General features: G+C 61.4%; 18 protein-coding genes and 1 tRNA gene. 14 read left to right on the top strand and 5 right to left on the bottom strand.

The features are described 5' to 3' along the window. The first annotated feature begins 82 nt into the window (after positions 1-82). Entirely contained in the window at positions 83-1,549 is a 1,467-nt protein-coding gene (locus ACK3SC_RS10095; protein ID WP_416840052.1) for an MATE family efflux transporter, read from the top strand. Positions 1,550-1,611: 62 nt separating this feature from the next. Then, positions 1,612-1,684, top strand: a tRNA-Arg gene (locus tag ACK3SC_RS10090). Positions 1,685-1,992: 308 nt separating this feature from the next. Here the strand turns inward: ACK3SC_RS10090 and ACK3SC_RS10085 are convergent. Further along, positions 1,993-2,436, bottom strand: coding sequence for a hypothetical protein (locus ACK3SC_RS10085; RefSeq protein ID WP_416840051.1), 444 nt, complete (start codon positions 2,434-2,436; stop codon positions 1,993-1,995). Positions 2,437-2,707: 271 nt separating this feature from the next. On the opposite strand from ACK3SC_RS10085, the gene ACK3SC_RS10080 reads away from it, so the two are divergent. From ACK3SC_RS10080 to ACK3SC_RS10070, 3 genes are all read left to right on the top strand, one after another. Next, a complete protein-coding gene (locus tag ACK3SC_RS10080) occupies positions 2,708-3,406 on the top strand; it encodes a hypothetical protein (protein WP_416840050.1) in 699 nt (232 codons plus the stop codon). A gap of 31 nt (positions 3,407-3,437) precedes the next feature. Then, positions 3,438-4,061 carry a plastocyanin/azurin family copper-binding protein gene (locus tag ACK3SC_RS10075; RefSeq protein WP_416840049.1) on the top strand — a complete coding sequence of 208 codons (624 nt, stop codon included), beginning with the start codon at positions 3,438-3,440 and terminating at the stop codon, positions 4,059-4,061. A 262-nt stretch (positions 4,062-4,323) separates the two neighbouring features. Then, a complete protein-coding gene (locus ACK3SC_RS10070) occupies positions 4,324-4,965 on the top strand; it encodes a helix-turn-helix domain-containing protein (RefSeq protein WP_416840048.1) in 642 nt (213 codons plus the stop codon). Between the two features lie 61 nt (positions 4,966-5,026). On the opposite strand, the gene ACK3SC_RS10065 is transcribed toward ACK3SC_RS10070, so the two are convergent. The 3 genes from ACK3SC_RS10065 to ACK3SC_RS10055 form a co-directional block, all read right to left on the bottom strand. Next, the gene (locus tag ACK3SC_RS10065) at positions 5,027-6,172 is read right to left on the bottom strand and encodes a Fic family protein (RefSeq protein WP_416840047.1); all 1,146 of its coding nucleotides are present in this window, start codon (positions 6,170-6,172) and stop codon (positions 5,027-5,029) included. A 325-nt stretch (positions 6,173-6,497) separates the two neighbouring features. After that, positions 6,498-7,658 (bottom strand): MFS transporter, encoded by a 1,161-nt coding sequence (locus tag ACK3SC_RS10060; protein WP_416840046.1) that lies wholly within the window; start codon positions 7,656-7,658, stop codon positions 6,498-6,500. 177 nt (positions 7,659-7,835) lie between these two features. Continuing rightward, positions 7,836-8,606, bottom strand: a complete 771-nt coding sequence (locus ACK3SC_RS10055) for a glycerophosphodiester phosphodiesterase (RefSeq protein ID WP_416840045.1) — start codon at positions 8,604-8,606, stop codon at positions 7,836-7,838. 257 nt (positions 8,607-8,863) lie between these two features. Here ACK3SC_RS10055 and ACK3SC_RS10050 point away from each other — a divergent pair, with 257 nt between their 5' ends. The 9 genes from ACK3SC_RS10050 (at position 8,864) to ACK3SC_RS10010 (ending at position 20,004) form a co-directional block, all read left to right on the top strand. Next, positions 8,864-9,412, top strand: a complete 549-nt coding sequence (locus tag ACK3SC_RS10050) for a ribbon-helix-helix protein, CopG family (RefSeq protein WP_416840044.1) — start codon at positions 8,864-8,866, stop codon at positions 9,410-9,412. Between the two features lie 113 nt (positions 9,413-9,525). Then, positions 9,526-10,902 (top strand): ABC transporter substrate-binding protein, encoded by a 1,377-nt coding sequence (locus tag ACK3SC_RS10045; RefSeq protein ID WP_416840043.1) that lies wholly within the window; start codon positions 9,526-9,528, stop codon positions 10,900-10,902. A 63-nt stretch (positions 10,903-10,965) separates the two neighbouring features. Beyond that, positions 10,966-13,014, top strand: coding sequence for a hydantoinase/oxoprolinase family protein (locus ACK3SC_RS10040; protein ID WP_416840042.1), 2,049 nt, complete (start codon positions 10,966-10,968; stop codon positions 13,012-13,014). Beyond that, positions 13,011-14,672 (top strand): hydantoinase B/oxoprolinase family protein, encoded by a 1,662-nt coding sequence (locus ACK3SC_RS10035; RefSeq protein ID WP_416840041.1) that lies wholly within the window; start codon positions 13,011-13,013, stop codon positions 14,670-14,672. The genes ACK3SC_RS10040 and ACK3SC_RS10035 overlap by 4 nt, the downstream gene beginning before the upstream one ends. Before the next feature lie 3 nt (positions 14,673-14,675). After that, complete coding sequence (locus ACK3SC_RS10030; protein ID WP_416840040.1) at positions 14,676-15,830, top strand: MFS transporter; 1,155 nt, start codon at positions 14,676-14,678, stop codon at positions 15,828-15,830. Positions 15,831-15,882: 52 nt separating this feature from the next. Beyond that, entirely contained in the window at positions 15,883-17,085 is a 1,203-nt protein-coding gene (locus ACK3SC_RS10025; protein ID WP_416840039.1) for a branched-chain amino acid ABC transporter permease, read from the top strand. Further along, positions 17,085-18,539, top strand: coding sequence for a branched-chain amino acid ABC transporter permease (locus tag ACK3SC_RS10020; protein WP_416840038.1), 1,455 nt, complete (start codon positions 17,085-17,087; stop codon positions 18,537-18,539). Before ACK3SC_RS10025 ends, ACK3SC_RS10020 begins: the two co-directional genes overlap by 1 nt. Further along, positions 18,532-19,305, top strand: coding sequence for an ABC transporter ATP-binding protein (locus tag ACK3SC_RS10015; protein WP_416840037.1), 774 nt, complete (start codon positions 18,532-18,534; stop codon positions 19,303-19,305). Before ACK3SC_RS10020 ends, ACK3SC_RS10015 begins: the two co-directional genes overlap by 8 nt. Continuing rightward, positions 19,306-20,004: an ABC transporter ATP-binding protein gene (locus ACK3SC_RS10010; protein WP_416840036.1), complete on the top strand. Its 699-nt coding sequence runs from the start codon at positions 19,306-19,308 to the stop codon at positions 20,002-20,004. Positions 20,005-20,224: 220 nt separating this feature from the next. Here the strand turns inward: ACK3SC_RS10010 and katG are convergent, their stop codons facing one another. After that, on the bottom strand, positions 20,225-22,363 hold the full coding sequence (gene katG / locus ACK3SC_RS10005) for a catalase/peroxidase HPI (RefSeq protein ID WP_416841208.1): 2,139 nt from the start codon (positions 22,361-22,363) through the stop codon (positions 20,225-20,227). Between the last annotated feature and the right edge of the window lie 102 nt (positions 22,364-22,465).

The following is a 22,465-nucleotide window of genomic DNA, read 5'->3' as shown; positions in this document are numbered from 1 at the left end:
CACACATCGATACACCTCGACGCGATAGAGTCGACACACGTATCGACGGCTTGAAACGCACGCCGCGTGTTTCACAGGTTCAGTGTCTGTCCCCGAAGGAGGTTCCCTCACCGAAGGCGACCTCAAACGCCCGATGTTCGAACTCGCGTGGCCGATCATCGTCACTGAACTCCTCCAAGTGGCGTACAATCTGGCCGACACGGTGTGGCTTGGCCGTCTCTCTACTGACGCCGTCGCAGCCATCAGCCTCGCGTTTCCGCTTATCTTCCTCCTCATCTCTGTCGGCGGGGGGTTCACCGTCGCGGGGAGTACCCTCGTCGCCCAATACACGGGTGCAAAGAGTGAAGGCTCGGCAGGGACCGTCGCCGGCCAGACGCTCACGTTCATCACCCTCATCGCAATCACCGTCGGGATAATCGGCTTCTTCGCCACCGACGCGATGCTCGGCGTGCTCCCGAGTTCGCCAGCGACGGCCGGTCAGGTCGTCCCGCTCGCCGGCGACTACATGCGTGTGTTCTTCCTCGGATTGCCGTTCCTCTTCGGGTTCTTCGTCTTTTCGGCGCTCATGCGTGGCTACGGCAACACGCGAGCACCGATGGTCGTGATGTTCATCAGCGTCGTCATCAACGTCATCATCGACCCCATCTTCATCTTCGGCTTCGAGTCGAACCCACTGTTCGGGATGCTCGGCCTTCGAGGAGTCGAGTCGAGCCTCCTCGCCGCGACTGGCTTCTCGGGGCTCCAGGTCGCCGGAGCGGCCTACGCGACGGTCCTCTCGCGTGGTGTTGCCACAGTTATCGGCATCTACGTCATCTTCGGAACCTCTGCCGGTCCGGACGTCAAACTCGCCGACTTCCGCCCGCAGTTCGAATACATCAAGAAAATCGTCGACATCGGCGTCCCGAGTGCCATCGAACAGTCCGCGACGGCACTCGGGTTCATCACACTCACTGCGATGGTCGTCACGTTCGCCCCCGAAGTCGTCGCTGCGTTCGGCCTCGGAAACCGCCTCACGTCACTCGTGTTCCTCCCTGCACTTGGCCTCGGCCGTGCGACGAACACCATCGTCGGCCAGAACCTCGGTGCACAGAAACCGGAGCGCGCCGAGAGCGCCGTCTGGTTGGCGGCGAAAGTCGGCGCGAGCGTCATGGTCGTCATCAGCGTCTTCGCCTACATCTTCGCCGAACCCATCGTCGGGTTCTTCATCTCGACTGGAACCGCGTCGGCACAGCAGACTATCGACCTCGGCGCGCAGTACGTCAGAATCCGTGCCTTCGAGTTCGGCTTCATCGGCGTCCTCCAGGTCGTTCTCGGTGCCTATCGTGGGGCCGGGAATACGAAGACTGCACTCGGGTTTTCGCTCCTCGCACTCTGGCTTGGTCGCGTTCCCATCGTCTACCTGCTGTCGTTCCAACTCGGGTTCGGCGAGACCGGTATCTGGCTTGGGATGGCGACCGGGCAGATTCTCGGTGCCATCGCAGCGACAGCGTGGTTCACCCGCGGCACGTGGAAAGAAAGCGTCATCGACGCGGACGCGAGTACCGCATAATCGACCAACAGCGGGGGTTCCACAATGGTTTTACGTCGGTGCGGTGTAGAGTTTTTCGCTGAGGGCCCATAGCTCAGTGGACAGAGTGCTTGGTTCCGGACCAAGATGTCGCGGGTTCAAATCCCGTTGGGTCCGTTCGCTTCGCTCACTCCCCCAACGTACTCACACTCGCTCCGCTCGCGTGAGTCCCGTTGGGTCCGTCAGATTTCTGTTGCGAACAACGTGAGCAGTGAAATCTGTGACACCCGAGGGGTTTGAATCAGGGAGCGAACGAAGTGAGCGACCGAGGTTCAAATCCCGTCGGATTCGTTCGCTTCGCTCACTCCCCCAACGTACTCACACTCACTCCGCTCGCGTGAGTCCCGTCGAGTCCGTCATTTTCCGTGATGTTTGGATACGATAGACGAGAGCGAGCATCGTACCGTGGAGCATCCGACAAATAGTCAGTAAAACTTGATAGCGACGGGGGAAGTCGCGTACCGACCCATTACCTGTCCCAGTTCGACGTCAGTCGGAACGTGATTCTCGAGTTCGTTCAGCTTGTAGTCGTACCAGTGGACTTCGAAGTCGAAATCACTGTAGTTCGGGGCCGCCCGAACCTCCGCATAATCTGCATCAGTATCGCTCTCGAGACGAATCACCGCGTCGGTGTCGGTGGTTCGAATGGGGTCCAGTTTGAACTCGGTCACGTAGTACACCGTCGCCTCGCCGACGTGTTGGGACTGGATGTAGCCGTGTTCGGCGGCGACGATATCGACGTTGTCGAGTACCGCTTGCCTCGAGAGGGGCAGTCGGTTCGTGATATCTTCCACCGTGGCGAACTGGCTACCCTCACAGATAGATCGGATGGCAGCCTCTATTTTCTGTTGCTCGGCGGTGAGTGCCATGTTCGATGGTGTACCACCCAACCGTTATCTGTGTTGTTGCACCATTCGGGGGTTGTCGAGGGAGTCGATGCTGACCGACAGGCTGCGAGATACCGACCCCATCGGTCCATCGCACAACAGACTATACACCGCGAACGGAGACCACGGCGTGACGCTCGAACTCGGGGCACGCTTAATATCGCGCGATATCGCGGGAATCGGGAACCGGGTTTGCTGAGTCGACAACCCTTCATTGCCGTCTATTACGACGACCGGTCGAGGTTCACGTGTGATGCGAAGCAAAAGACAACTCCTGTCGGTGATGTTGATTGGCATGCTGCTACTCGGCGGTGTCGGCTCCGTATCTGCCCACAGTTGGCAGACGACGGTGACGCAGGGGCCGATGGAGCTTGGCGTGAGCAGTTCGCCAGAAGAGCCAGTCGCAGGGATGCAAGCCGAGTTCTCTGCACGCATCAAAGACGCGAACCCAGAGGGTGACGCAGACCGACTCGACTGGGGTGGCGTCACGAACCGGACCGCAGAAGTCCACATTCGAGGTCCCGACGGCTATCACGACCACGTGAAAGTCGAGATTCCGGAGGACGAAGCGCACCTCCACTGGACGTACATGTTCCCCGAAGCCGGGAACTACAGTATCGCCGTCGTCACCGAAATCGAGGGTCAAGAGTACGCGTTCCAGTTCCAGCGGAACGTCACGCTTCTCCCCGCGAAGGCGACCGGTGAGGAGATAGAACACATGTCCGAGGAGGTCCACTCCGTCGAGAAGAACGTGAAACAGACGAACGACAAGGTCGACAAACTGCAGTCGCAAGTGAAGCAACTCAACACGCAGGTGGACGAGCTTCAGAACCAGATAGAGGCACAGAACGAAGCCGAAGCGTCGAACGCACAGCTCCCCGGGATGGGCGTCGTCACTGCACTGCTGGCGTTCGTCGGTGTCGGCGCGTTCGTCATCGGGCGACGAACCTGAGACACAGAGAGACCGCACCCATCGAGCCATCATGAACGAAAACCAGTCGTCCCGTCGTCGGTTCGTCGTGAGCGTCGGAACTGCCGCGCTCGTCGGACTCGCTGGCTGCGGGGCTCAACAAGGTGAGTCGGCACAGACGAGCACGCAGCAGACGACGACCCAGACGGAGACGACCACTCCGACCGAGGCGGCAGACACCCCCACAACGACGCAGAAATCCTCGAAGAGCGACGCAGATGGCCCGGTCGTCGAGATGAAGACGGACAACGAGGGTTCGTACTTCGACCCGAAGGGACTCGTCGTCGAACCCGGAACGACCGTCCGATTCGTCAACATCTCGGGGACCCACTCGACGGCGGCCTACCACCCCGACAACGACGACGGCCCACTCCGCATCCCGGACGGTGCGGACCCGTGGAAGTCGAAGCTGTTCACGGACACCGATGCGGTGTTCGAACACACGTTCGAGACGGAGGGCGTCTACGACTTCTACTGTGCGCCTCACGAGATGCTCGGAATGGTCGGCCGCATCGTCGTTGGGGAACCACAGGGTGGTCCTGCGACCGAGTCACCAACAGACATTCCACCCGCTGCACAGGAGTCGCTCCCGGCGGTAGAGACGATAGTCTCCGAGCAGCGCGTCAGTGGGCCATGACAGGACCCACACCCCGGTGGTGAGAGAATAGAACGTCGACCACCCGCGTCGACGAAGGAAGTTCGTCTGGCACACACCCTATTTTTCGAACACGTTGGAGTCGGATTGGTTCAGAGCGTCGGCCCTCGTCACTCGGACCGCGACCAGAAAGAGGTGAGTAGTGAGGCGTGGCGGACGGTACTCCAATATATAACTACGGGATGAATGTGAGCAGAGAACAACGAGACGGGGGGTTAAGCGACTGAGAGACGAACGACCACGTATGTCGGAACCCATCCGGGCTCAAATCGAAGTTGAGAAGCCGGCAGGGTGTCCGCTCGCCCGAGCGTCTACCACGACCGACTCGACCATCGAACACGTCTCCAAGACCGTCTCACCGGATTCACATCAGCGAATCGTCGAGGAGTTCGCAATCGATTCAGAAGCGTCTCCAGACCACCCCGGGTTCGAACACGTGTTCGAGACGGCAACTCAGAGTATCTATCGCTACGCTCGGAGTTCCGCGAGCCCGTGTGTGTGTGCCTGCACCGAACTACACGGGTGCAACGTCTTCGACGTTCACGCCCGAGACGGGTCGCTCTATCTCACCTTCCACAGCGCGACCCTCGAGACCGTTCAGGACGTCTACAACGACCTGGAAGACCTGTTCGGCGATGTCCACGTCCACTTCCGCACGCCGAGTCGTGACTATCGAACCAGCACTGCCGCCATCTTCGACCGGAGTGAACTCACCGAGAAACAACAGGAGGCCCTCCAGACCAGTTTCGAAATGGGCTATTTCGACTACCCCACGGGTGCGAACGCAACAGCGGTTGCAAACGAACTCGGTATCTCCCCATCGACCTTCCGTGGACACCTCGACGCCGCCCAACGAAAGCTCTTCGACGCCGTCCTAGACGACTGACTCGACGGTGCATAAGCCGGGATGGCCCCGGTTTATGACGTAAACCTTCGTGGCGAACTACCTACTCGAAGACGTCGAACACTTCGACTGCCTTGTACTCTTGACCCCACTCGGCCCCGGTCACCTCTTCGATGAGGCCGACGTCTTCGAGATTACCGATTACGTTGTAGGCAGTTCCACGTGATACGTCGAGTTCTCGAACGATGTCGTTCGCCGTGAAATAGGGGACTTCGAGCAATTTACGGGCAAACCTGTCCGTCGACGTACCCCCAGCGTAGTCCATCTCGTACTTCGACTGCAACTCTTTGAGCGCCCACGTGCGGTCGTACGACTCTTCGGCCTGTGACCGAAGTGCTTCGAGGAAGAAGTCGATCCACTCCACCCACTCGCCCTGCTCACTCACGGCGCGCATCTTCTCGACGTACTCGACTTTGTGTCGGTTGAAGTAGGCACTCGGGTAGATGTACGGGCTCTCGATATAGCCCTGACTGACTAGGTAGAGAATGATGACGAGTCGGCCGAGGCGCCCGTTCCCGTCTGAAAACGGGTGAACCGTCTCGAAGAAGTAGTGGATAATCGCGGCGTCGACGAGTGGGTGATACTCACCGTCCATCCCGACGTACTCGACGAGCGAAGACATGAGAGGACCGAGTGACGACGCCGCCGGTGGGATAAACGGGTCTTTGGCTGGATTCGGACTGTTGAGCCGAACCATGTGGTCGCGGAACTCTCCGACGGCGTCGCCCTCGTTTCGCACGCCGTCGAGGAGCATTCCGTGGAGGTGTTTGAGTAAGTCGAGCGTGATTTTACCACCGCCTTCGACGTGCTCGATACCATACAGGAGAGCGTCTTCGTAGTTTACCGCCTCTCGCAAGTCCTTGCTTTGCGGTTCGGCGTCGGCGCTGTCTTCGTGTTTCGTGTGGAACGCGGCGACATCCTGATAGTCGACTTCTGCACCCTCGATTCGAGCCGACTCGACCGCCTCGATTCGGATGAGTGTCGTGTACAGGACGGCAGCGAAGTCGACTGTCGAGCTGATGCCATCGACACGACCAATCTGGTAGGCTGCGTCAGCGACGAGTTCGTGTGTCTCGTCGGGGAGTTCGATTTTCGGCTCTGGCGGAAGTGAATCTGGTGAGTAATACGGACGTGGATGAGACTCGACGTACTTCCCCGGTGCCTCCTTTGAGAGCTTTTTCGTCCGCATTTCTACGCAGTACACTGGGAGAGCATGTATAACTACTCATATACCAATTGAACAAGTTCGAGAGGAGAAGCACGGCTTATTCAGCGTGACCGGAGAATTTGGAACAACAGTCGTTGGTACCAAGACTTGTAAAACAGCTATTTAAATAACTGAACAAGTGAAGGTGTTCGAGTCTCCATTGTCTACGAACGAGAACAGAGTTTGGCCCGACCCGGTCCGGTCGAGTACCACCAGATACCGACGTTCAGAGTTCGAACGAAAGCCCGTCGGGTCCGTTCGGCCGTCGCCTCACTCTCCCACGACTTCCCGCCCGCATCGACCGCACTCACATTCCGAGTCGCGACGAGCGGTTCCTGACTCGCATGACGACGAGTAACCCACCACAGAGCGTGAGCGAGAGCGACGCCAGCGCAAGATACCGATACATGAACTGAACGCCGACTGCGTCGACGGTCCACCCGATGACGACCTCACCGATGGTTCCGCCGGCACCGATACCGACACTGGTGACGAGCGTCTGGGCGGTCGAGTCGAGTCCATCCGGGGCACAGTCGTGTGCGAGATTGACGAGAGCGAAGTAAACGAAGGCGACACCCAGTCCCATCCCAACGTTAGCGAGGAGGACAGGGCCAATCGACGGGAACGCAGAGAGGGCCGCGAACCCGCCCGCATACGTGAGACCGGCGGCGGCGACGGCCAGTCCGTGCCACCTGTCGAGTCGTGACAGAGACAAGAACACGACCACCTCGGCGGCGGTCTTCGTCGCCCACGCAACTCCGGTCAGTCCATCGCCCAGACCGACCGCACGCATGTACACAGAGAAGAACGCACTGCCACCGAACGAGACGAATCCCATCGCAAACGCGGCCAGTAAGACGAGCAAGTAGCGTGGCTGTCGAACGAGTCCGAGTGCCTGCCCCCCAAGCGACCCTTTGAATACTGTCTTTTCGACCTCTGGGACACCTCGGAGTAACGCCACGAGGACAACCATTCCGGCCACGTAGACGTAGACGATGATACTCACCCCGGTCCACGCAAGGACAGCACTCAACGTGAGGACCGTGGCACCAAACGCCAGTGAGCCGAAACTCCGCGTCAGCGCGTAGTTGTAGCCTCGTGAGACGACGAGTGCGTTCGAGATCGGGACGATCGGTGCGCGTGTCGCGGCGTACGCGATGGTCCCGACGGCGACGAGTACGAACGGATTCCCCGGAAGGCCCATCGCGAGTGGGTAGGTCAAGATGGCGACTCCCGAGAGCGCTGCCGCGAACGTGATGACCCGACTTGGCGAACGAGTGTAATCGGCGACGACTCCCCAGACAGGTTGGGCGAGCACACCACTCGCGACGAGCAGCGAACCGAGAATACCCATCTGTACGCCGTCCATGCCGAGTTCCTGGTAGAACACGTTTCGGTAGGCGACGAATCCACTGAACGCCGCGAAGTAGACGAAGTAAATCGCCTGATACCGCCGTGCCTTCTCCATTACTCAGATCCAGTTGGGGGAGATGTCTTACTGGTACGAATGTCTTCTGACTTTCTGGCATACATCCGAGTACTCGGTGCCGGCGTCAGCGTCTGGTCGGTATCGCAATCAGCCACCAATTACTGCTGCAGTCAGCCTCCAATTACTGCTGCACTCGGCGACCAGTTCCGCGACGAGTCAGACGATATCCCACCGGTCGACGAAGACTCCGTCGACACCCGTGGCTATCACTCGGGTTGCGGTTTCGGCGTCGGCTATCGTCCACGCGTTGACCGCAAGTCCGTCTGCGTGGGCGTTCTCGACGAAGTCTGTTCCGAGCACCATCTCGTACCCGGGGTTGACCGCGACACAGTCGAGGTCTGTGGCGATGGCGCGATTGCGGTCCGGTTCGTCGTGGATGATGAGTGCGAGCGGTATCTCGTCGTCTCGCGCTCTGAGTTCTCGCAACGCGGTCACCGAGAACGACGATAGCAGCACGTCGTTATCGACAGCACTCACGGCGTCGAGAACTGCGTCGGCCATCCCCTCGTGCTTGAGTTCGACGTTGACGGCAGTGTCTGTCGGGATTGCACTGAGTACGTCTGCGAGTAACGGTATCGTCTCGTCGGAGTCGAGTATCCGCAACTCGCGCAGCGTCTCCCACTCGGTCGTCGAGACGGCCCCACTGGCGTCGGTCAGTCGGTCGAGTTTGTCGTCGTGGAAGACCACGAGCTCGCCCGAGAGACACCGCTGTACGTCGATTTCTATCATATCGACGTGTGGTGCAGATTGCCGGACCGCGAGCACTGTGTTCTCAGGGTACTGGTCGGCACACCCTCGGTGGCCGATGACCGTGAGTTCTGTATCGTCTGCTGAAGCGGTAGTCACTGTGTCTGTTCTGTCGTCGGTCGAATCGTTTGCGTGCATCGTGTCGGTGTGTTCTGGGCCGTTTCCATCGGTGGCTCCCAAGCCGTCTCCATCGAGACATCCCGCACTCGATGCTGCGACTGTTCCGCCGATGGCAGAGATGGGTTGTCGCGCCGCTTATCTCCCTTGATCGATAGGCGTTTCGACGATGTAGGTTCACGTGAGCGGTCTTGCTGATCGTGTCTCGACGCGGATACACGCCGAGTTTCAGAAAACAGCCCAGACCACCACGAGTAGTACCTTACAGACCACACACAGTTTTCGTGAACTATACCAACTCGACCACCCACTGGTACCGTATGTCACACGACAGGGTGACGGTCTCACTCGACACCGACGCCAAGGCGGCGCTCGAAGATTTGACCGAGCGCACCGGCGTTGGCCAGAGCGAGATGGTTCGTCGGGCGCTCGCGTTTTACGCCGCGAACTTCCAGGCCGCAACGACTGATACCAGCGCAAACCTGCAAGATTACCACGAGATGCTCTCGGGGGGTGAACACGTCCTCCTCGACATCGACTTCCTCCACTGTTTTCTCGACTTCGTCGAGGGAGAAGACGGCAAACCGGACCCGGATTTTCTCGAAGGTGCCGACAAAGTCTCAGATTACCACGCCTACGAGTACAACGGACAGTTCGAAACCCTCGGGGAGTTACTCGAATGGCTCTCTCTCTGTGGGTTTCTCACGGTCCGCAGAAGCAACGAAAACACCTATCACGTCGTCTATCCATCCGAGCAACTTCGGTGGTTCATGACCCGGTTCATCGAACGAAGCGCCGTCGACCTCCCCTTTTCTGTCGACGTCGAAGCGGGGCTAACGAAGGTACTGATGACCGAAACGCCAAAATAAACTCGACGGACGTGTTCAGAGTTCATACTCGCGCATAACAGTTCATACTCCGTGTGCTGGTATGGGAATGGGTAACAATGAACTATATAGTGGTGGTCTACAGTGGGACAGGTATGTCATCGGGTGACAGATTCGTAGAACGGCTGGAGCGGCGGCGATTCCTGCGTCTCGCTGGGATGGCGGGCGTCGCAGGTATGGCAGGGTGCATCGGGCAAGAAGACGTACAACAAGACAGCGGTGGCAGTGGCGGCGGCGATAGCGGAGGCGACAGCGGTGGCGACAGTGGCGGCGACTCCGGAGGCGGTGACGAAGAGACGACCGAGAGCGACGAAGAAGAAGAGATGAACTCCGAACCAGTCGACGTCGGGGTCGTCATCCCGTTCAGTGGTGACCTCTCCGACTTCGGTGGGCCCATGATAAACGCGCTACAGATGGCGCAGAAGGACATCAACGCGGCGGGCGGCCCGCTCGGACGCGAACTCAAACTCCACGACGAGGACTCTGGCACGGACTCGACGCAGGGCGTGAACGCGGCGAACAAACTCGTCGACACCAACGGGGTGAGCGGGATTATCGGCGCAGTCTCGTCAGGTGTCACGATTTCCATCGCGAAATCGGTCACCATCCCGAACAACGTGCTGCACATCACCTCGGCGTCCTCGTCACCGAGTATCAGCACGCTCGACGACGACGACCTCGTGTTCCGGACGCGCACGAACGACCGGTTCGTCGCGAAGGTGATGGCCAAAATCATCGAAGACCAGGGTGTCGACAAGGCGTCGGTCATCTACATCAACAACGACTTCGGCGAAGCGCTCGCCGACACGTTCGAATCGTCGTTCTCGGGGACGACGACCACGACAGTCGGATACGAGTCCGGCCAATCGTCCTACCAACAGGTGCTCGCGAAGGCGTTCGAAGACGACCCAGGGTTCGTCGCGTTCGCGGGATACCCAGAGAGCGGAACGACCATGCTCAGTCAGTGGGCCGAAGAGGGCTACGGCGGCAACTGGGTCCTCCACACGAGCCTTCTCTCCGAAGACGTCATCGAGAACGTCGGTGCCGAGGTTATGAACGGGATGTACGGCGTCCGGACGAAACCGCCGAGTGGCGGTGCGACCGAATCGTTCGTCTCCGACTATCAGGAGGCCTACCCGGACGCGCAGGTGTTCGACCCCTACTCGTGGAACTCCTACGACGCGCTCGTCTCGTACGCACTCGCCGTCCACAAGGCCGGAACCACGGACTCCGGCGCGGTCAAACAGGCTATGCGCGAGGTCTCTAACCCACCGGGTGACGCCGTCAGTTACACCGAGTTCGGGTCGGGTGCCGAGAAAATCGACGCCGGAACCGACATCGACTACAGTGGCCCCAGTGGCAACGTCAACTACGACGACAACGGTGACGTCGCGAGTGACATGGTCATCGTGCAGGTCGAAGACGGAGAGTTCACCAACAAAGACACCATTCCGGCCGACGACCTCGTCTAACAGACATGTTCACCCTTTCCGAGACGCACCACACGGAACAGTATCGACTGACTCGGAGGCCGCATGAGTGAGGAGCGACGGGTCGGCGTCGACATCGGTGGCACGTTCACCGACATCGTCACCATCCACGACGGGACGGTGAGCGTCTCGAAGACGCCTTCGACCCCTGACGAACCCGACGAAGGCGTCATCAACGGCCTCGGAAAGGTCAGCGAGCGCGACGACTTCGCCCTCTCGGATATCGGCTTTCTCGCCCACGGAACGACGGTGGCGACGAACGCCGTCCTCGAAGGCGAGTGGGCCGACACCGCACTCGTCACGACCGAAGGCTTCCGAGACGTTCTCGAAATCGGTCGACAGGCACGGCCGGATATCTACGACTTTCAGGTCGAAAAGCCGACCCCGGTCGTCGAACGAGACCGACGCTACGAGGTGTCCGAACGCCTCGACGAGCGTGGAAACGTGCTCGCCGAACTCGACGAAGCGGGTGTTCGAGACCTCGCGAGCGAACTCATCGACGCAGACGTCGACAGCGTCGCTATCAGCCTGTTGTACGCCTTCGAAGACGACAGCCACGAACGGCGAGTCCGCGACATCCTCGTCGACGAAGGGCTCGACGCGTCGTACTCGCTTTCGAGTGGCGTCCTCCCAGAGATTCGCGAGTACGAGCGAACGCTCACCACGGCACTGAACGGGTCGCTCAAGCCGGTGATGGACAGATACATCGGCAAACTCGAAGCGAAAGTCGAAGCAGAGGGCGTCGGTGCCGAGTTGAAGATTATGCAGTCGAACGGCGGTATCATCACCGCCGACATCGCTCGCGAGAGACCGGTCAACACCTTGCTCTCCGGGCCCGCTGGAGGTGTACAGGGCGCAACCTACGTCTCTGGACTCTCCGGTGAGAGCAACCTCATCACGATGGACATGGGCGGCACGTCCTGTGACGTCTCGCTCGTCGAAGACGGAACACCGCTCGTGTCGACCGATACCGAGGTCGGTGAGTACCCCGTCTCGGTGCCGACCATCGACATCCACACCGTCGGCGCAGGCGGCGGGTCTATCGCGTGGATAGACGCCGGCGGCGCACTCCGCGTCGGCCCGAAGTCGGCAGGTGCCGACCCGGGACCAATCTGTTACGGACGCGGTGGCGACCGACCGACGATTACCGATGCGAACCTCTTGCTCGGCCGCATCGACCCCGGTGCGTTCCTCTCCGGCGAACTCGACGTGGAACTCGACGACGTTCGCCGCGTCGTCGCAGACGAAATCGCAGACCCGCTCGACATGACGGTGACAGAGGCCGCACAGGGTATCCTCGACGTCGCCAACGCCAACATGGCGCGGGCGCTTCGAGTCGTCTCGGTCGAACGCGGCTACGACCCCCGCGAGTTCGGCCTCGTCGCGTTCGGCGGTGCTGGCCCACTCCACGCCTGCAAACTCGCCGAGGAACTCGACATTCCGAACGTAATCGTCCCCCGGACGGCGGGGGTTCTCTCGGCACTCGGATTACTCATCAGCGACATCCTCTACGACTACAGCACCTCACGGGTTCGCCCGTGGAACGATGTCGGGCCAGCAGACCTGCAAGCGCAGTTCGACGAGTTCGCTGCGACGGGGAACGACCGACTCGCATCCGAGCAGTTGGACGCGGCGGCGATGCAGTTCGAGCGGACTGTCGACCTGCGCTACGCAGGACAGGCGTTCGAACTCTCGGTCCCCGTTCCCGACGGGTCGCTCACGGAGGCATCGATGGCCACGATAGCAGAGCGCTTCCACGAACGCCACCGGCAGCGCTACGGCCACGCCTACCCCGAAGAGCCAATCGAACTCGTCACCATCCGACTGCGGGCACGTGGCGTCGTCGAAACGCCAGACCTTCGACCGGCCGAAACCGGCGGGTCGGTCGAAGCGGCCGTCACCGACACTCGTGAAGTCGTCTACGACGGCGAGCCAACAGAGACGCCAATCTACGACCGTGAGGCGCTGCCAACCGGGTCGTCGTTCAAAGGGCCGGCGGTCGTCAGTGGGGTCGAAAGTACGGTCGTCATCCACCCCGACCAGCGGGTGTCGGTCGACGACTTCGGCAGTCTCCACGTGGAGGTGAACCCATGAGTATCGATTCAGTCACCCTCGAAGTCATCAGAAACGCCTGTATCGCCATCGCCGAGGAGATGAACGCCAACCTCATCCGCACGGGCTACTCGCCGAACATCAAAGAACGACGAGACTGCTCGTGTGCGATGTTCGACGCCGACGCCGAACTCATCAGTCAGGCCGAGAACATGCCCGTTCACCTGGGCGCGATGCCGTTTTCGGTGGCCGCGGCAATCGACCGCTTTCCACCGGAGACGCTCGAAGACGGCGACGCAATCATCCTGAACGACCCGTTCCGTGGGGGCGCACACCTCCCGGACCTCACGCTCGTCACGCCGGTCTTCGTCGACGGCGACATCGTCGCGTACGCGGCGAACCGCGCTCACCACGCAGATATCGGTGGCTCACGAGCAGGGAGTGTCGCTGCCGACTCGACCGAGATTTATCAGGAGGGGCTTCGCATCCCACCCGTGAAACTGTTCGAGGGTGGCGAGGTGAACGACCCCGTGATGGAGATGATTCTCTCGAACGTCCGCACGCCGGACGAGCGTCGAGGAGACCTTCGGGCACAGGAGGCCGCGAACCAGACTGGTAAACGGCGCTTTACCGAACTGGTCGAGAAGTACGGCGTCGAGACGCTCTCACCGGCGCTCGAAGAGATAAAAGATTACTCCGAGCGTCGGATGCGGGCAGAGATCGAATCGCTTCCCGACGGCACGTACTCGTTCGACGACGTGCTCGACGACGACGGTGCAGGGAACGAGAACCTCCCCGTCGTCGTGGAACTCGAAGTCGAGGGCGACGCCGTTCACGTGGACTTCACGGGGACTGCACCCCAGACAGACGGCCCGGTCAACGCCGTCTTTGCAGTGACCGCGAGTGCGACCTACTACGCAGTTCGCTGCGTCACGGACCCGGATATCCCGCCGAATCACGGCTGTTATCGACCCATCGACATCCACGCGCCCGAAGGAACCATCGTCAACCCGACGCTCCCAGCGGCCGTCGTCGGTGGAAATCTCGAAACCTCCCAGCGAGTCACTGACGTCGTGTTAGGGGCCTTCGGACGCGAGGTTCCAGAGCGCGTCGTCGCCGCCTGTCAGGGGACGATGAACAACATCACCTTCGGCGGCACGGACCCACGTGACGGGTCACCGTACGCCTTCTACGAGACGCAAGGCGGCGGTTTCGGCGGGCGTGCCGGAAAAGACGGCATGGACGGTGTTCACGTCCACATGTCGAACACGATGAACACACCAATCGAGGTGCTGGAGACGGCCTATCCCCTGCGGGTGACGCGCTACGAACTCCGGCAGGACTCGGGCGGTGCGGGTGAGTTCCGGGGTGGCCTCGGCCTCCGCCGTGATATCCAGGTTCGTGACCACCGGGCCACGTTCAGCCTGCTCGCCGACCGCCACGTCAGCGCCCCCTACGGACTCGCAGGCGGTGAATCCGGTGGGAACGGCGCGGCCTACCTCATCGATGGCGAAGAGACGAAACTCCCGCAGAAATCCACCCATCTGCTCGAACCGGGACAGACCGTCAGCGTACGGACGCCCGGTGCAGGAGGGTACGGCGACCCGGCAGCGCGAGACCCAGACGCAATCGCCCGAGACCTCCGTCTCGGCAAAATCTCGCCGGCGTTCGCTCGCGACCACTACGACTACGAGGACTAGCACATGACCACTCACGCTGCACGCGGACGCAAACTCGCACCGCATCTCGCGGTCGCCAGCGTCGGCTACGTGCTGTTCGTGTACGCCGCCGCCCCAGACGCGCTCATGGCCGAATATGGGGTTGGCTTCACCGAAATCGGCCTGTTGATGAGCGCGGCACTCGGTGCGTTCGTCCTCGTGCAGGTACCGACGGGTCGCCTCACTGCACAGCGAGCGACGACCCGACTCCTCCTCTACGGGACGGCAGTCCAGGCACTGCTCGCACTCAGCCTCGACTTCGTGTCGAGCTATCCGGCCTTGCTCGCGTTCCGTGCGCTCTGGGGGCTCGCGGGTGGATTCGTCCTCTCGGTCGGTGTGACGCATATCGCCCGCCTCTACTCGGGACCGGCAGCAACCCGTCAACAGGGCATCTACGGCGGCATGTTGACGCTCGGTGGCGCGGTTGGATTCGCGCTCGCACCCACACTTGTCGAGGTGGGACTGCTCCACAGTCCGGGCGCACTACTGGCACTGCCTGCGCTCGCACTCCTCGTTCGAGAACGAAACGACGTACTCACGCTCCCAACAGGTGACCGCTCAGAAGGGACCCTCTGGTCAGGGTTCACGCTCGCAGTGGCGCTCGCATCGCTCTGTTACGTGGCCATCATCGCCTCGTACATCACGCTCTCGACGTTCATCACCTCGTACGCGGCCGACCTGAACGTGACCGGACCACTCAACGTGGCAGTCCTGTTGACGGCGACTGCAGGACGAGCGACTGGCGGTGTTGCGGTCTTCAAGTTCTCCATCGGTGACCCGTGGATTATCGCCGGTGCGACGACGCTCGCGACGGTGTGTTTCGCAGGCCTCGCCGCGCTCGGGCCGTCACCACTCACGCTGATGTTGCCGGTGGCGGCGATGCTCGCCGTCTCGGTTCCGTTCGGGGCGGTGTTCACCGTCGCCTCGAATGCCACCGTCCACGAGGGGGTGGCCATCGCGGTCGTCGTCGCAGCAGGCAACTTCGCGGCCCTCGTGCTTCCGGCAGTCACCGGCGCACTGCGCGACGCCACGGGCACGTACACGAGTGGGTTCGCCCTGCTCGCACTCCTCAACGTCGTCGCCGTCGGGGCGGCCGCACTCCTCGGTACGAAGCAGTTTTCACAGATTCAACACTCATGACTCGGAGACACAGACATTCGGACGTATCGCCAGCCGTGGAGGTGGGTCGCTGATGGCATCGGCGGGCCTCCTCGACGCGCTGTTACAGGGACTCATCACGGGGTCGATTATCGCGGCCGGTGCGCTCGGCCTCTCGCTCATCTACTCCATCGCTGAGGTTCCGAACTTCGCACACGGCGATATGATAACCATCGGTGCGTACCTCGCGCTCGCGCTGAACAAGCCCGGCGCTGTTCCCTTCGTTCCGGAGTTCGGTGGTCTGCCGCTCATCGCGGCGGGTGTCCTCGGCATCGCCGTCGCCGGGGGGACGGGTGCGGTCTACGAGGTTGCCATCTTCCGCCGGTTCCGCTCGAAGGGTGCCGACCTCATCACGATGGTCATCGTCTCGCTCGGACTCGCACTCGTCTTGCGGAACGTCGTGTTGTTCCTCGTCGGGTCCGGGAACATCTCCTATCAGACCGAACGCGTCACCAACACCAACGTCGAACTCTACCTCACCGGGAGTGGCCTGAGCGTCCAGACCGTCCAGCGACAGGCGGGCGACCTCGTTACCCTCGGCGAATGGGGGTACGGATGGCTCTCACTCCTCGTCGTCGTCGCACTCACAGGTGCGGTCGGTGTCGCCGTCTACCGCTGGCGGAGCGACGACGCGGACTTCGAGACGGTTCATCTCGTCTCACCCCGCGTCGTCGGCGTCGCCGCGGGTATCGCGGCGTTCGCACTCCTCGCAGCGGTTCTGCGAGGGGCACCACAGACCATCGAAACCGCTGTCTGGTCGACGAGCGTCGGCGTCAGCATCAAATACGGTGTCATCATCGGCCTCACGCTGCTGACGATGCTCGCGATGAACCTCCTGTTGAAAGGGACGAAGACCGGGCGGGCGATGCGCGCAACCGCCGACAACATGGACCTCGCCGAAATCAGAGGCGTGAGCATCAACCGCGTCCAACTCGTCGTGTGGGTCATCGCGGCGCTGCTCACGGCACTCGCCGGTGTCCTGACTGGCTGGTTCGCGAGCAATCTGAACCCGAATATGGGGTTTTCACTCCTGCTTCCCATCTTCGCGGCCGTCATCATGGGCGGGATTACCTCGCCGTACGGTGCGGTCCTCGCCAGTCTCATCATCGGCGTCTCGATGGACGTCGGCGTCTTCTTGCTCCCTGCGGAGTTCGCGACCTACCGCGTCGCAATCGCGTTCGTCATCCTCATCGCCGTGTTGCTCGTCAAGCCCGAGGGCCTGTGGGGTGATGTCTGATGGCGCTTGCTGACTTCTTCATCAGTCTGCTCACGTTCGTCACCATCTACAGCCTCTTCGCGCTGGGGTTGAACGTGAAGTTCGGCTTTACCGGGCTCATCGACTTCGGTCACGTCGCCTACTTCATGATTGGCGCGTACGTCACCGTCTTCCTCGCGATGCCCGCCGGCGTCTCCAATACCTACGAGGGACTCACGGGACTCGGCCTCTCGACCGCGTTCGCCGGGATTCCCGGTGGCGGCCTGCTCGGATGGCTCATCGCGCTCGTGATTGGGATGGCCGCCGCAGCACTCGTCTCACTCCTGGTCGGGATTCCGACGATACGCCTTCGAGAGGACTATCTGGCGATTACGGCGCTCGGCATCGCGACCATCCTGAACGCCATCTTCCACAACGAACGGTGGCTGTTCAACGGCTCGTTCGGGATTCGCGAAGTGTACGAACCGCTCTCGGGCGTCTTCCCACTCGGGACGGGGAACTTCCAGCTGAACATCCTGCTGTTCGGTCTTCCCTCGGTCGCCGTTCTCGGCTACGCCGCCTATCGCACGGCGAAAGTCGTCCGACCACTCGGCGCGCGTCCAGCACTGCTCGGCACCGGTTCGATCCTCGCACTCGCCGGGAGTCTCGTCTTCGCCATCACCACGATGACCGGACTCGTCGTCGATCTGGGAGTCGTCGTCCTCAACGTGGACAACACGATTGCCTTCCTGTTGCTCGTCGCTGCAGTCGCCACAGGACGACAGGCACTCGTCGAAACCGAGAACATCGGCGCGCTACTCGCGCTCGTCTCGGCTCTCCTCTTCGGCCTCTGGTACTTCGGCCAACCGCTCGTCGCGTTCGTGACCGAGGGGGAGACTGCCGACTTGCTTCTCAACCTGTTCTGGCTCTACGACCCAACCGCAGGGCCGGCAGGAGGGATGGACTACGACCGGTTCTTCTTCCTGTTCACGCTCGTGTTCCTCGTGGGCGCGTACGTCTGGGTCCAGCGCACCGTCAACAGCCCGTACGGACGTGTTCTGCGCGCCGTGCGCGACGACGAGACGGTCCCCGAGGCGCTCGGCAAACCGACGTTCCGGTACAAGATTCAGAGTCTGATGTTCGGGTCCGCTCTCGCCGGCGCTGCCGGTGGACTGTGGGCGGCCAACATCGGCTTCATCGACCCGACACAGTTCGCGGCGACGGTGACGTTCTTCGCGTACACTGCCGTCATCATCGGCGGCACTGCGAACAACAAAGGCGTCATCCTCGGAACGGCCGTCTTCTGGGTCATCAACTCGGGAACCCGCTTCCTCGACGACTTCTTCCCGAGTCAGTACGCCCAGCAGCTCGCGGCGCTCCGACTCATCCTCATCGGGACGCTGCTCATCGTCATCCTCTACTACCGGCCGGAGGGGATGCTCGGCGAACAGGACTACGACATCAAACTCGGCCGGGGAGGTGTGAACGATGACTGATATCGAGAACCCGATTCTCGACGTACAGGGACTCGAGAAACACTTCGGTGGCATCACCGCAATCGACGGCCTCGACATGCGAGTCGGCGACGGCATCACCGGTCTCATCGGACCGAACGGTGCGGGCAAGACCACGTTCTTCAACTGCGTTACCGGCGCGCTCACGCCCGATGCTGGTCGCGTCGCCTTCGAGGGCACCGACATCACTGGCAAGCGTCCGTCGTCAGTCGCACAGGAAGGTCTCGTTCGGACGTTCCAGATACCGCGTGAACTGCCGGAGATGACCGTCCGCGAGAACCTGCAACTCGCCCCGACCGAGCAGAGCGGCGAGCAACTCGTGAACACGTGGCTTCGCGGCGACTCCTTTACCGACGACGAACTCCGCGTCCGAGAGCAAGCAACCGAGATGGCCGAGTTCCTCGAAATCGACCACGTCCTCGACGTGAAAGCGGGGACGCTCTCTGGCGGGCAGCGCAAACTGCTCGAACTCGCTCGCGTCCTCCTCACCGAACCGGACATGATTCTCCTCGACGAACCACTGGCGGGCGTCAATCCCACGCTCGAAAAGAAGATTCTCTCCCGCCTCCACGACCTCGAATCGCAGGGGTACAGCTTCCTCTTCATCGAACACGACATCGACGTCATCATGGAGACGTGCGACCGCGTCATCGTCATGCATCAGGGACAGGTGCTGACCACGGGCGACCCAGACGAGGTAAAACGCGACGACCGCGTCATCGAAGCCTACCTCGGGGAGGAGGTCTAAATGCTCGATATTCAGGGTCTGGACGCCGGCTACGGCGACCTCCAGATTCTCACCGACGTGGACATGCACGTCGACGACGGCGAGTACGTCACCATCGTCGGCCCGAACGGTGCCGGCAAGTCGACCGCGATGAAGTCGGTGTTCGGGCTCACGACGCACATGGACGGAACCATCACCTTCCGTGGTGAACCGGTTCAGGGCGTCGACACTGCCGATATCATCCGGCGTGGCATCGGGTTCGTCCCGCAGTCGGACAACATCTTCCCGACGATGACGGTCCGCGAGAACCTCGAGATGGGAGCCTACATCGACGAAGAGTCGGCCGACGAGGCGCTCGATGCGGTCTTCGAGCGGTTCCCAATCCTCGAAGAGCGCCAGCGACAACGCGCCGGCACCATGTCTGGCGGCCAGCGGCAGATGCTCGCGATGGGAAGTGCGCTGATGCTCGAACCGGACTTACTCCTCCTCGACGAACCCTCGGCGGGCCTCGCACCCGACCTCGTCCAGGAGATGTTCGACAAAATCGACGAGATCAACGAGGCCGGCACGGCCATCCTGATGGTCGAACAGAACGCCAAGGAGGCGCTTCGACGCTGTGACCGTGGCTACGTTCTCGTCAACGGTGAGAACGCGTACGACGGCCCCGGAACCGAACTGCTCGAAGACGAAGAGGTGCGTCAGCGCTTCCTCGGCGGGTAATCACTTTCCTCCCATCGGCGGGTAGCCACTTTCTTCCCCTCGGCGGGAAATCACTCTCCTCCTCTCGGCGGGTAACCACTCTTCGCTCCTCGTTCAACGTCCAGAAACGAGATGCAAGGAGAACACCCGAAAAATCAGCCGTCGAACAAAATTGGCGGCAGTGCGTTCACACCACCGGGGTGTCGTCCACGGCCACCCACTCGAAGCGTCTCAGCAGACGTTATTCGAGGTCGAACCGGTCGAGGGTCATGACCTTGTGCCACGCGTCAACGAAGTCGTCGACGAACTGCTCTTCAGCGTCGTCAGACCCGTAGACTTCTGCGATGGCCCGAAGACGGGAGTGCGAGCCGAAGATGAGGTCCACACGCGTGGCCTTCCCTTCGAGTTCGCCCGTCTCACGGTCGTAAATCTCGAACTCGTCGTCGGATTCGGCGGACTGTTTCCACTCCGTGTCCATGCCGAGCAGGTTCACGAAGAAGTCGTTAGTGAGCGTCTCCGGGTCGTCGGTGAAGACACCGAAGTCGGAGTCCTGGTAGTTCGCACCGAGCGCTCGCATCCCGCCGACGAGGACCGTCATCTCGGGAGCCGTGAGGCTCAGCAGGTCCGCTTTGTCGACCAGCAGTTCCTCTGCGGACAGGTCCGCTTCGTCTCCGAGGTAGTTACGGAAGCCGTCAGCCTTCGGTTCGAGCCACTCGAACGACTCGACGTCGGTCTGCTCTTGCGACGCATCGACACGTCCCGGTTCGAACGGAACCTCGACGTCGTACCCGGCGTCCGCAGCAGCCTGCTCGATGGCCGCGCAGCCACCCAGCACGATGAGGTCGGCGAGCGAAATCTTCGTTCCGTCGGACTGCGAACTGTTGAAGTCCGCCTGAATTCCTTCCAGCGTCTCCAGCACGGTTGCGAGCTGCTCCGGCTCGTTCACGTCCCAGTTCTTCTGCGGTTCGAGGCGAAGTCGGCCCCCGTTGGCACCGCCCCGCTTGTCGCTGTCGCGGTACGTGGATGCCGACGCCCAGGCGGTCTTGACCAGCTGGGAGACGGAGAGTCCAGACTCGAGGATATCCGCTTTGAGCGCGGCAATCTCCTCGTCGCCGACGAGTTCGTAGTCGGCTTCCGGGAGTGGGTCCTGCCACAGCAGTTCCTCATCCGGAACCTCTGGGCCGAGGAACAGGCTTGGTGGCCCCATGTCGCGGTGGGTCAGTTTGTACCACGCTTTCGCAAAGGCTTCTCGGAACTCTTCTGGGTTCTCGTGGAAGCGCTTCGCAATCGGTCGGTAGTCTGGGTCCTCCTTGAGGGCGAGGTCCGTCGTGAGCATCATCGGGGTCTGCCCCTTCGACGCGTCGTGTGCGTCCGGTGCGCTCTCTTGGGCCTCTTCGTTCTTCGGGTGCCACTGCCACGCACCGGCAGGACTCTTGTCCAGTTCGTACTCGTAGTTGAACAGGTTGTCGAGGAAGCCGCTGTCCCACACGGTCGGTGCGTCGGTCCAGGGGCCTTCCAGCCCGCTGGTGATGGTGTCGTTTCCTTTGCCAGAGCCGAAGTCGTTCTCCCAGCCGAGCCCCTGCTGTTCGATGGGAGCCGCTTCGGGTTCTTCACCGAGGTGGTCGTCGGGGGCGGCCCCGTGGACCTTCCCGAACGTGTGTCCGCCGGCGATGAGCGCGACCGTCTCCTCGTCGTTCATCGCCATCCGTTTGAACGACTGTCGGATGTACTTCGCCGCCTCTTTCGGGTCCGGGTTGCCGCCTGGGCCCTCCGGGTTCACGTAGATGAGACCCATGTGGTCGGCCGCAAGGTCACCTTCGAGGTTGCCCTCCTCGTCGTGGCGCTGGTCACCGAGCCATTCCTCTTCCGGTCCCCAATCGACACTCTCGTCGGGCTCGAAGGAGTCCTCGCGCCCGCCGGCGAAGCCGTACGTCTCGAAGCCCATGGACTCCAAAGAGACGTTTCCGGCCAGGACCATCAGGTCGGCCCACGAGAGCTTGCGTCCGTACTTCTGCTTGACGGGCCAGAGCAGTCGCCGGGCCTTGTCGAGGTTGACGTTGTCGGGCCAACTGTTGAGCGGGGCGAAGCGTTGTCTACCGCCAGACGCGCCGCCGCGTCCATCGATAGTTCGGTACGTTCCAGCGCTGTGCCACGCCATCCGAATCATGAGCGGGCCGTAGTGGCCGTAGTCAGCCGGCCACCACTCTTGAGACGTCGTCAATACTTCTTCGATATCCGCCTTCACAGCGTCGAGGTCGAGTGATTCGAACTCCTCGGCGTAGTCGAACTCCGCTCCCATCGGATCCACTTCGCGAGCGTTCTGGTCGAGACTCGTCAATTTCAACTGGTTTGGCCACCAGTCTTGGTCAGACCCATTCATCATCGAACAGTTGACGCGTTTGGATGTTAAGATTGTCTAATCCAGAAACGAAGTTCTGATTCGAAAATGAAAATCAGGGCCCAATCAAAGTAATCTATCGGA

The sequence above is a fragment of the Haloferax sp. DFSO52 genome (assembly GCF_048158745.1).
Lineage (GTDB): Archaea > Halobacteriota > Halobacteria > Halobacteriales > Haloferacaceae > Haloferax.
This window is presented reverse-complemented; position numbering and strand designations above follow the sequence as displayed.

Coding starts and splice junctions, on each gene's coding strand:
- ACK3SC_RS10085 (WP_416840051.1), bottom strand. CDS start 2,436: ATGGCACTCACCGCCGAGCAACAGAAAATAGAGGCTGCCATCCGATCT.
- ACK3SC_RS10080 (WP_416840050.1), top strand. CDS start 2,708: ATGCGAAGCAAAAGACAACTCCTGTCGGTGATGTTGATTGGCATGCTG.
- ACK3SC_RS10075 (WP_416840049.1), top strand. CDS start 3,438: ATGAACGAAAACCAGTCGTCCCGTCGTCGGTTCGTCGTGAGCGTCGGA.
- ACK3SC_RS10070 (WP_416840048.1), top strand. CDS start 4,324: ATGTCGGAACCCATCCGGGCTCAAATCGAAGTTGAGAAGCCGGCAGGG.
- ACK3SC_RS10065 (WP_416840047.1), bottom strand. CDS start 6,172: ATGCGGACGAAAAAGCTCTCAAAGGAGGCACCGGGGAAGTACGTCGAG.
- ACK3SC_RS10060 (WP_416840046.1), bottom strand. CDS start 7,658: ATGGAGAAGGCACGGCGGTATCAGGCGATTTACTTCGTCTACTTCGCG.
- ACK3SC_RS10050 (WP_416840044.1), top strand. CDS start 8,864: ATGTCACACGACAGGGTGACGGTCTCACTCGACACCGACGCCAAGGCG.
- ACK3SC_RS10045 (WP_416840043.1), top strand. CDS start 9,526: ATGTCATCGGGTGACAGATTCGTAGAACGGCTGGAGCGGCGGCGATTC.
- ACK3SC_RS10040 (WP_416840042.1), top strand. CDS start 10,966: ATGAGTGAGGAGCGACGGGTCGGCGTCGACATCGGTGGCACGTTCACC.
- ACK3SC_RS10035 (WP_416840041.1), top strand. CDS start 13,011: ATGAGTATCGATTCAGTCACCCTCGAAGTCATCAGAAACGCCTGTATC.
- ACK3SC_RS10030 (WP_416840040.1), top strand. CDS start 14,676: ATGACCACTCACGCTGCACGCGGACGCAAACTCGCACCGCATCTCGCG.
- ACK3SC_RS10025 (WP_416840039.1), top strand. CDS start 15,883: ATGGCATCGGCGGGCCTCCTCGACGCGCTGTTACAGGGACTCATCACG.
- ACK3SC_RS10020 (WP_416840038.1), top strand. CDS start 17,085: ATGGCGCTTGCTGACTTCTTCATCAGTCTGCTCACGTTCGTCACCATC.
- ACK3SC_RS10015 (WP_416840037.1), top strand. CDS start 18,532: ATGACTGATATCGAGAACCCGATTCTCGACGTACAGGGACTCGAGAAA.
- ACK3SC_RS10010 (WP_416840036.1), top strand. CDS start 19,306: ATGCTCGATATTCAGGGTCTGGACGCCGGCTACGGCGACCTCCAGATT.
- katG (WP_416841208.1), bottom strand. CDS start 22,363: ATGAATGGGTCTGACCAAGACTGGTGGCCAAACCAGTTGAAATTGACG.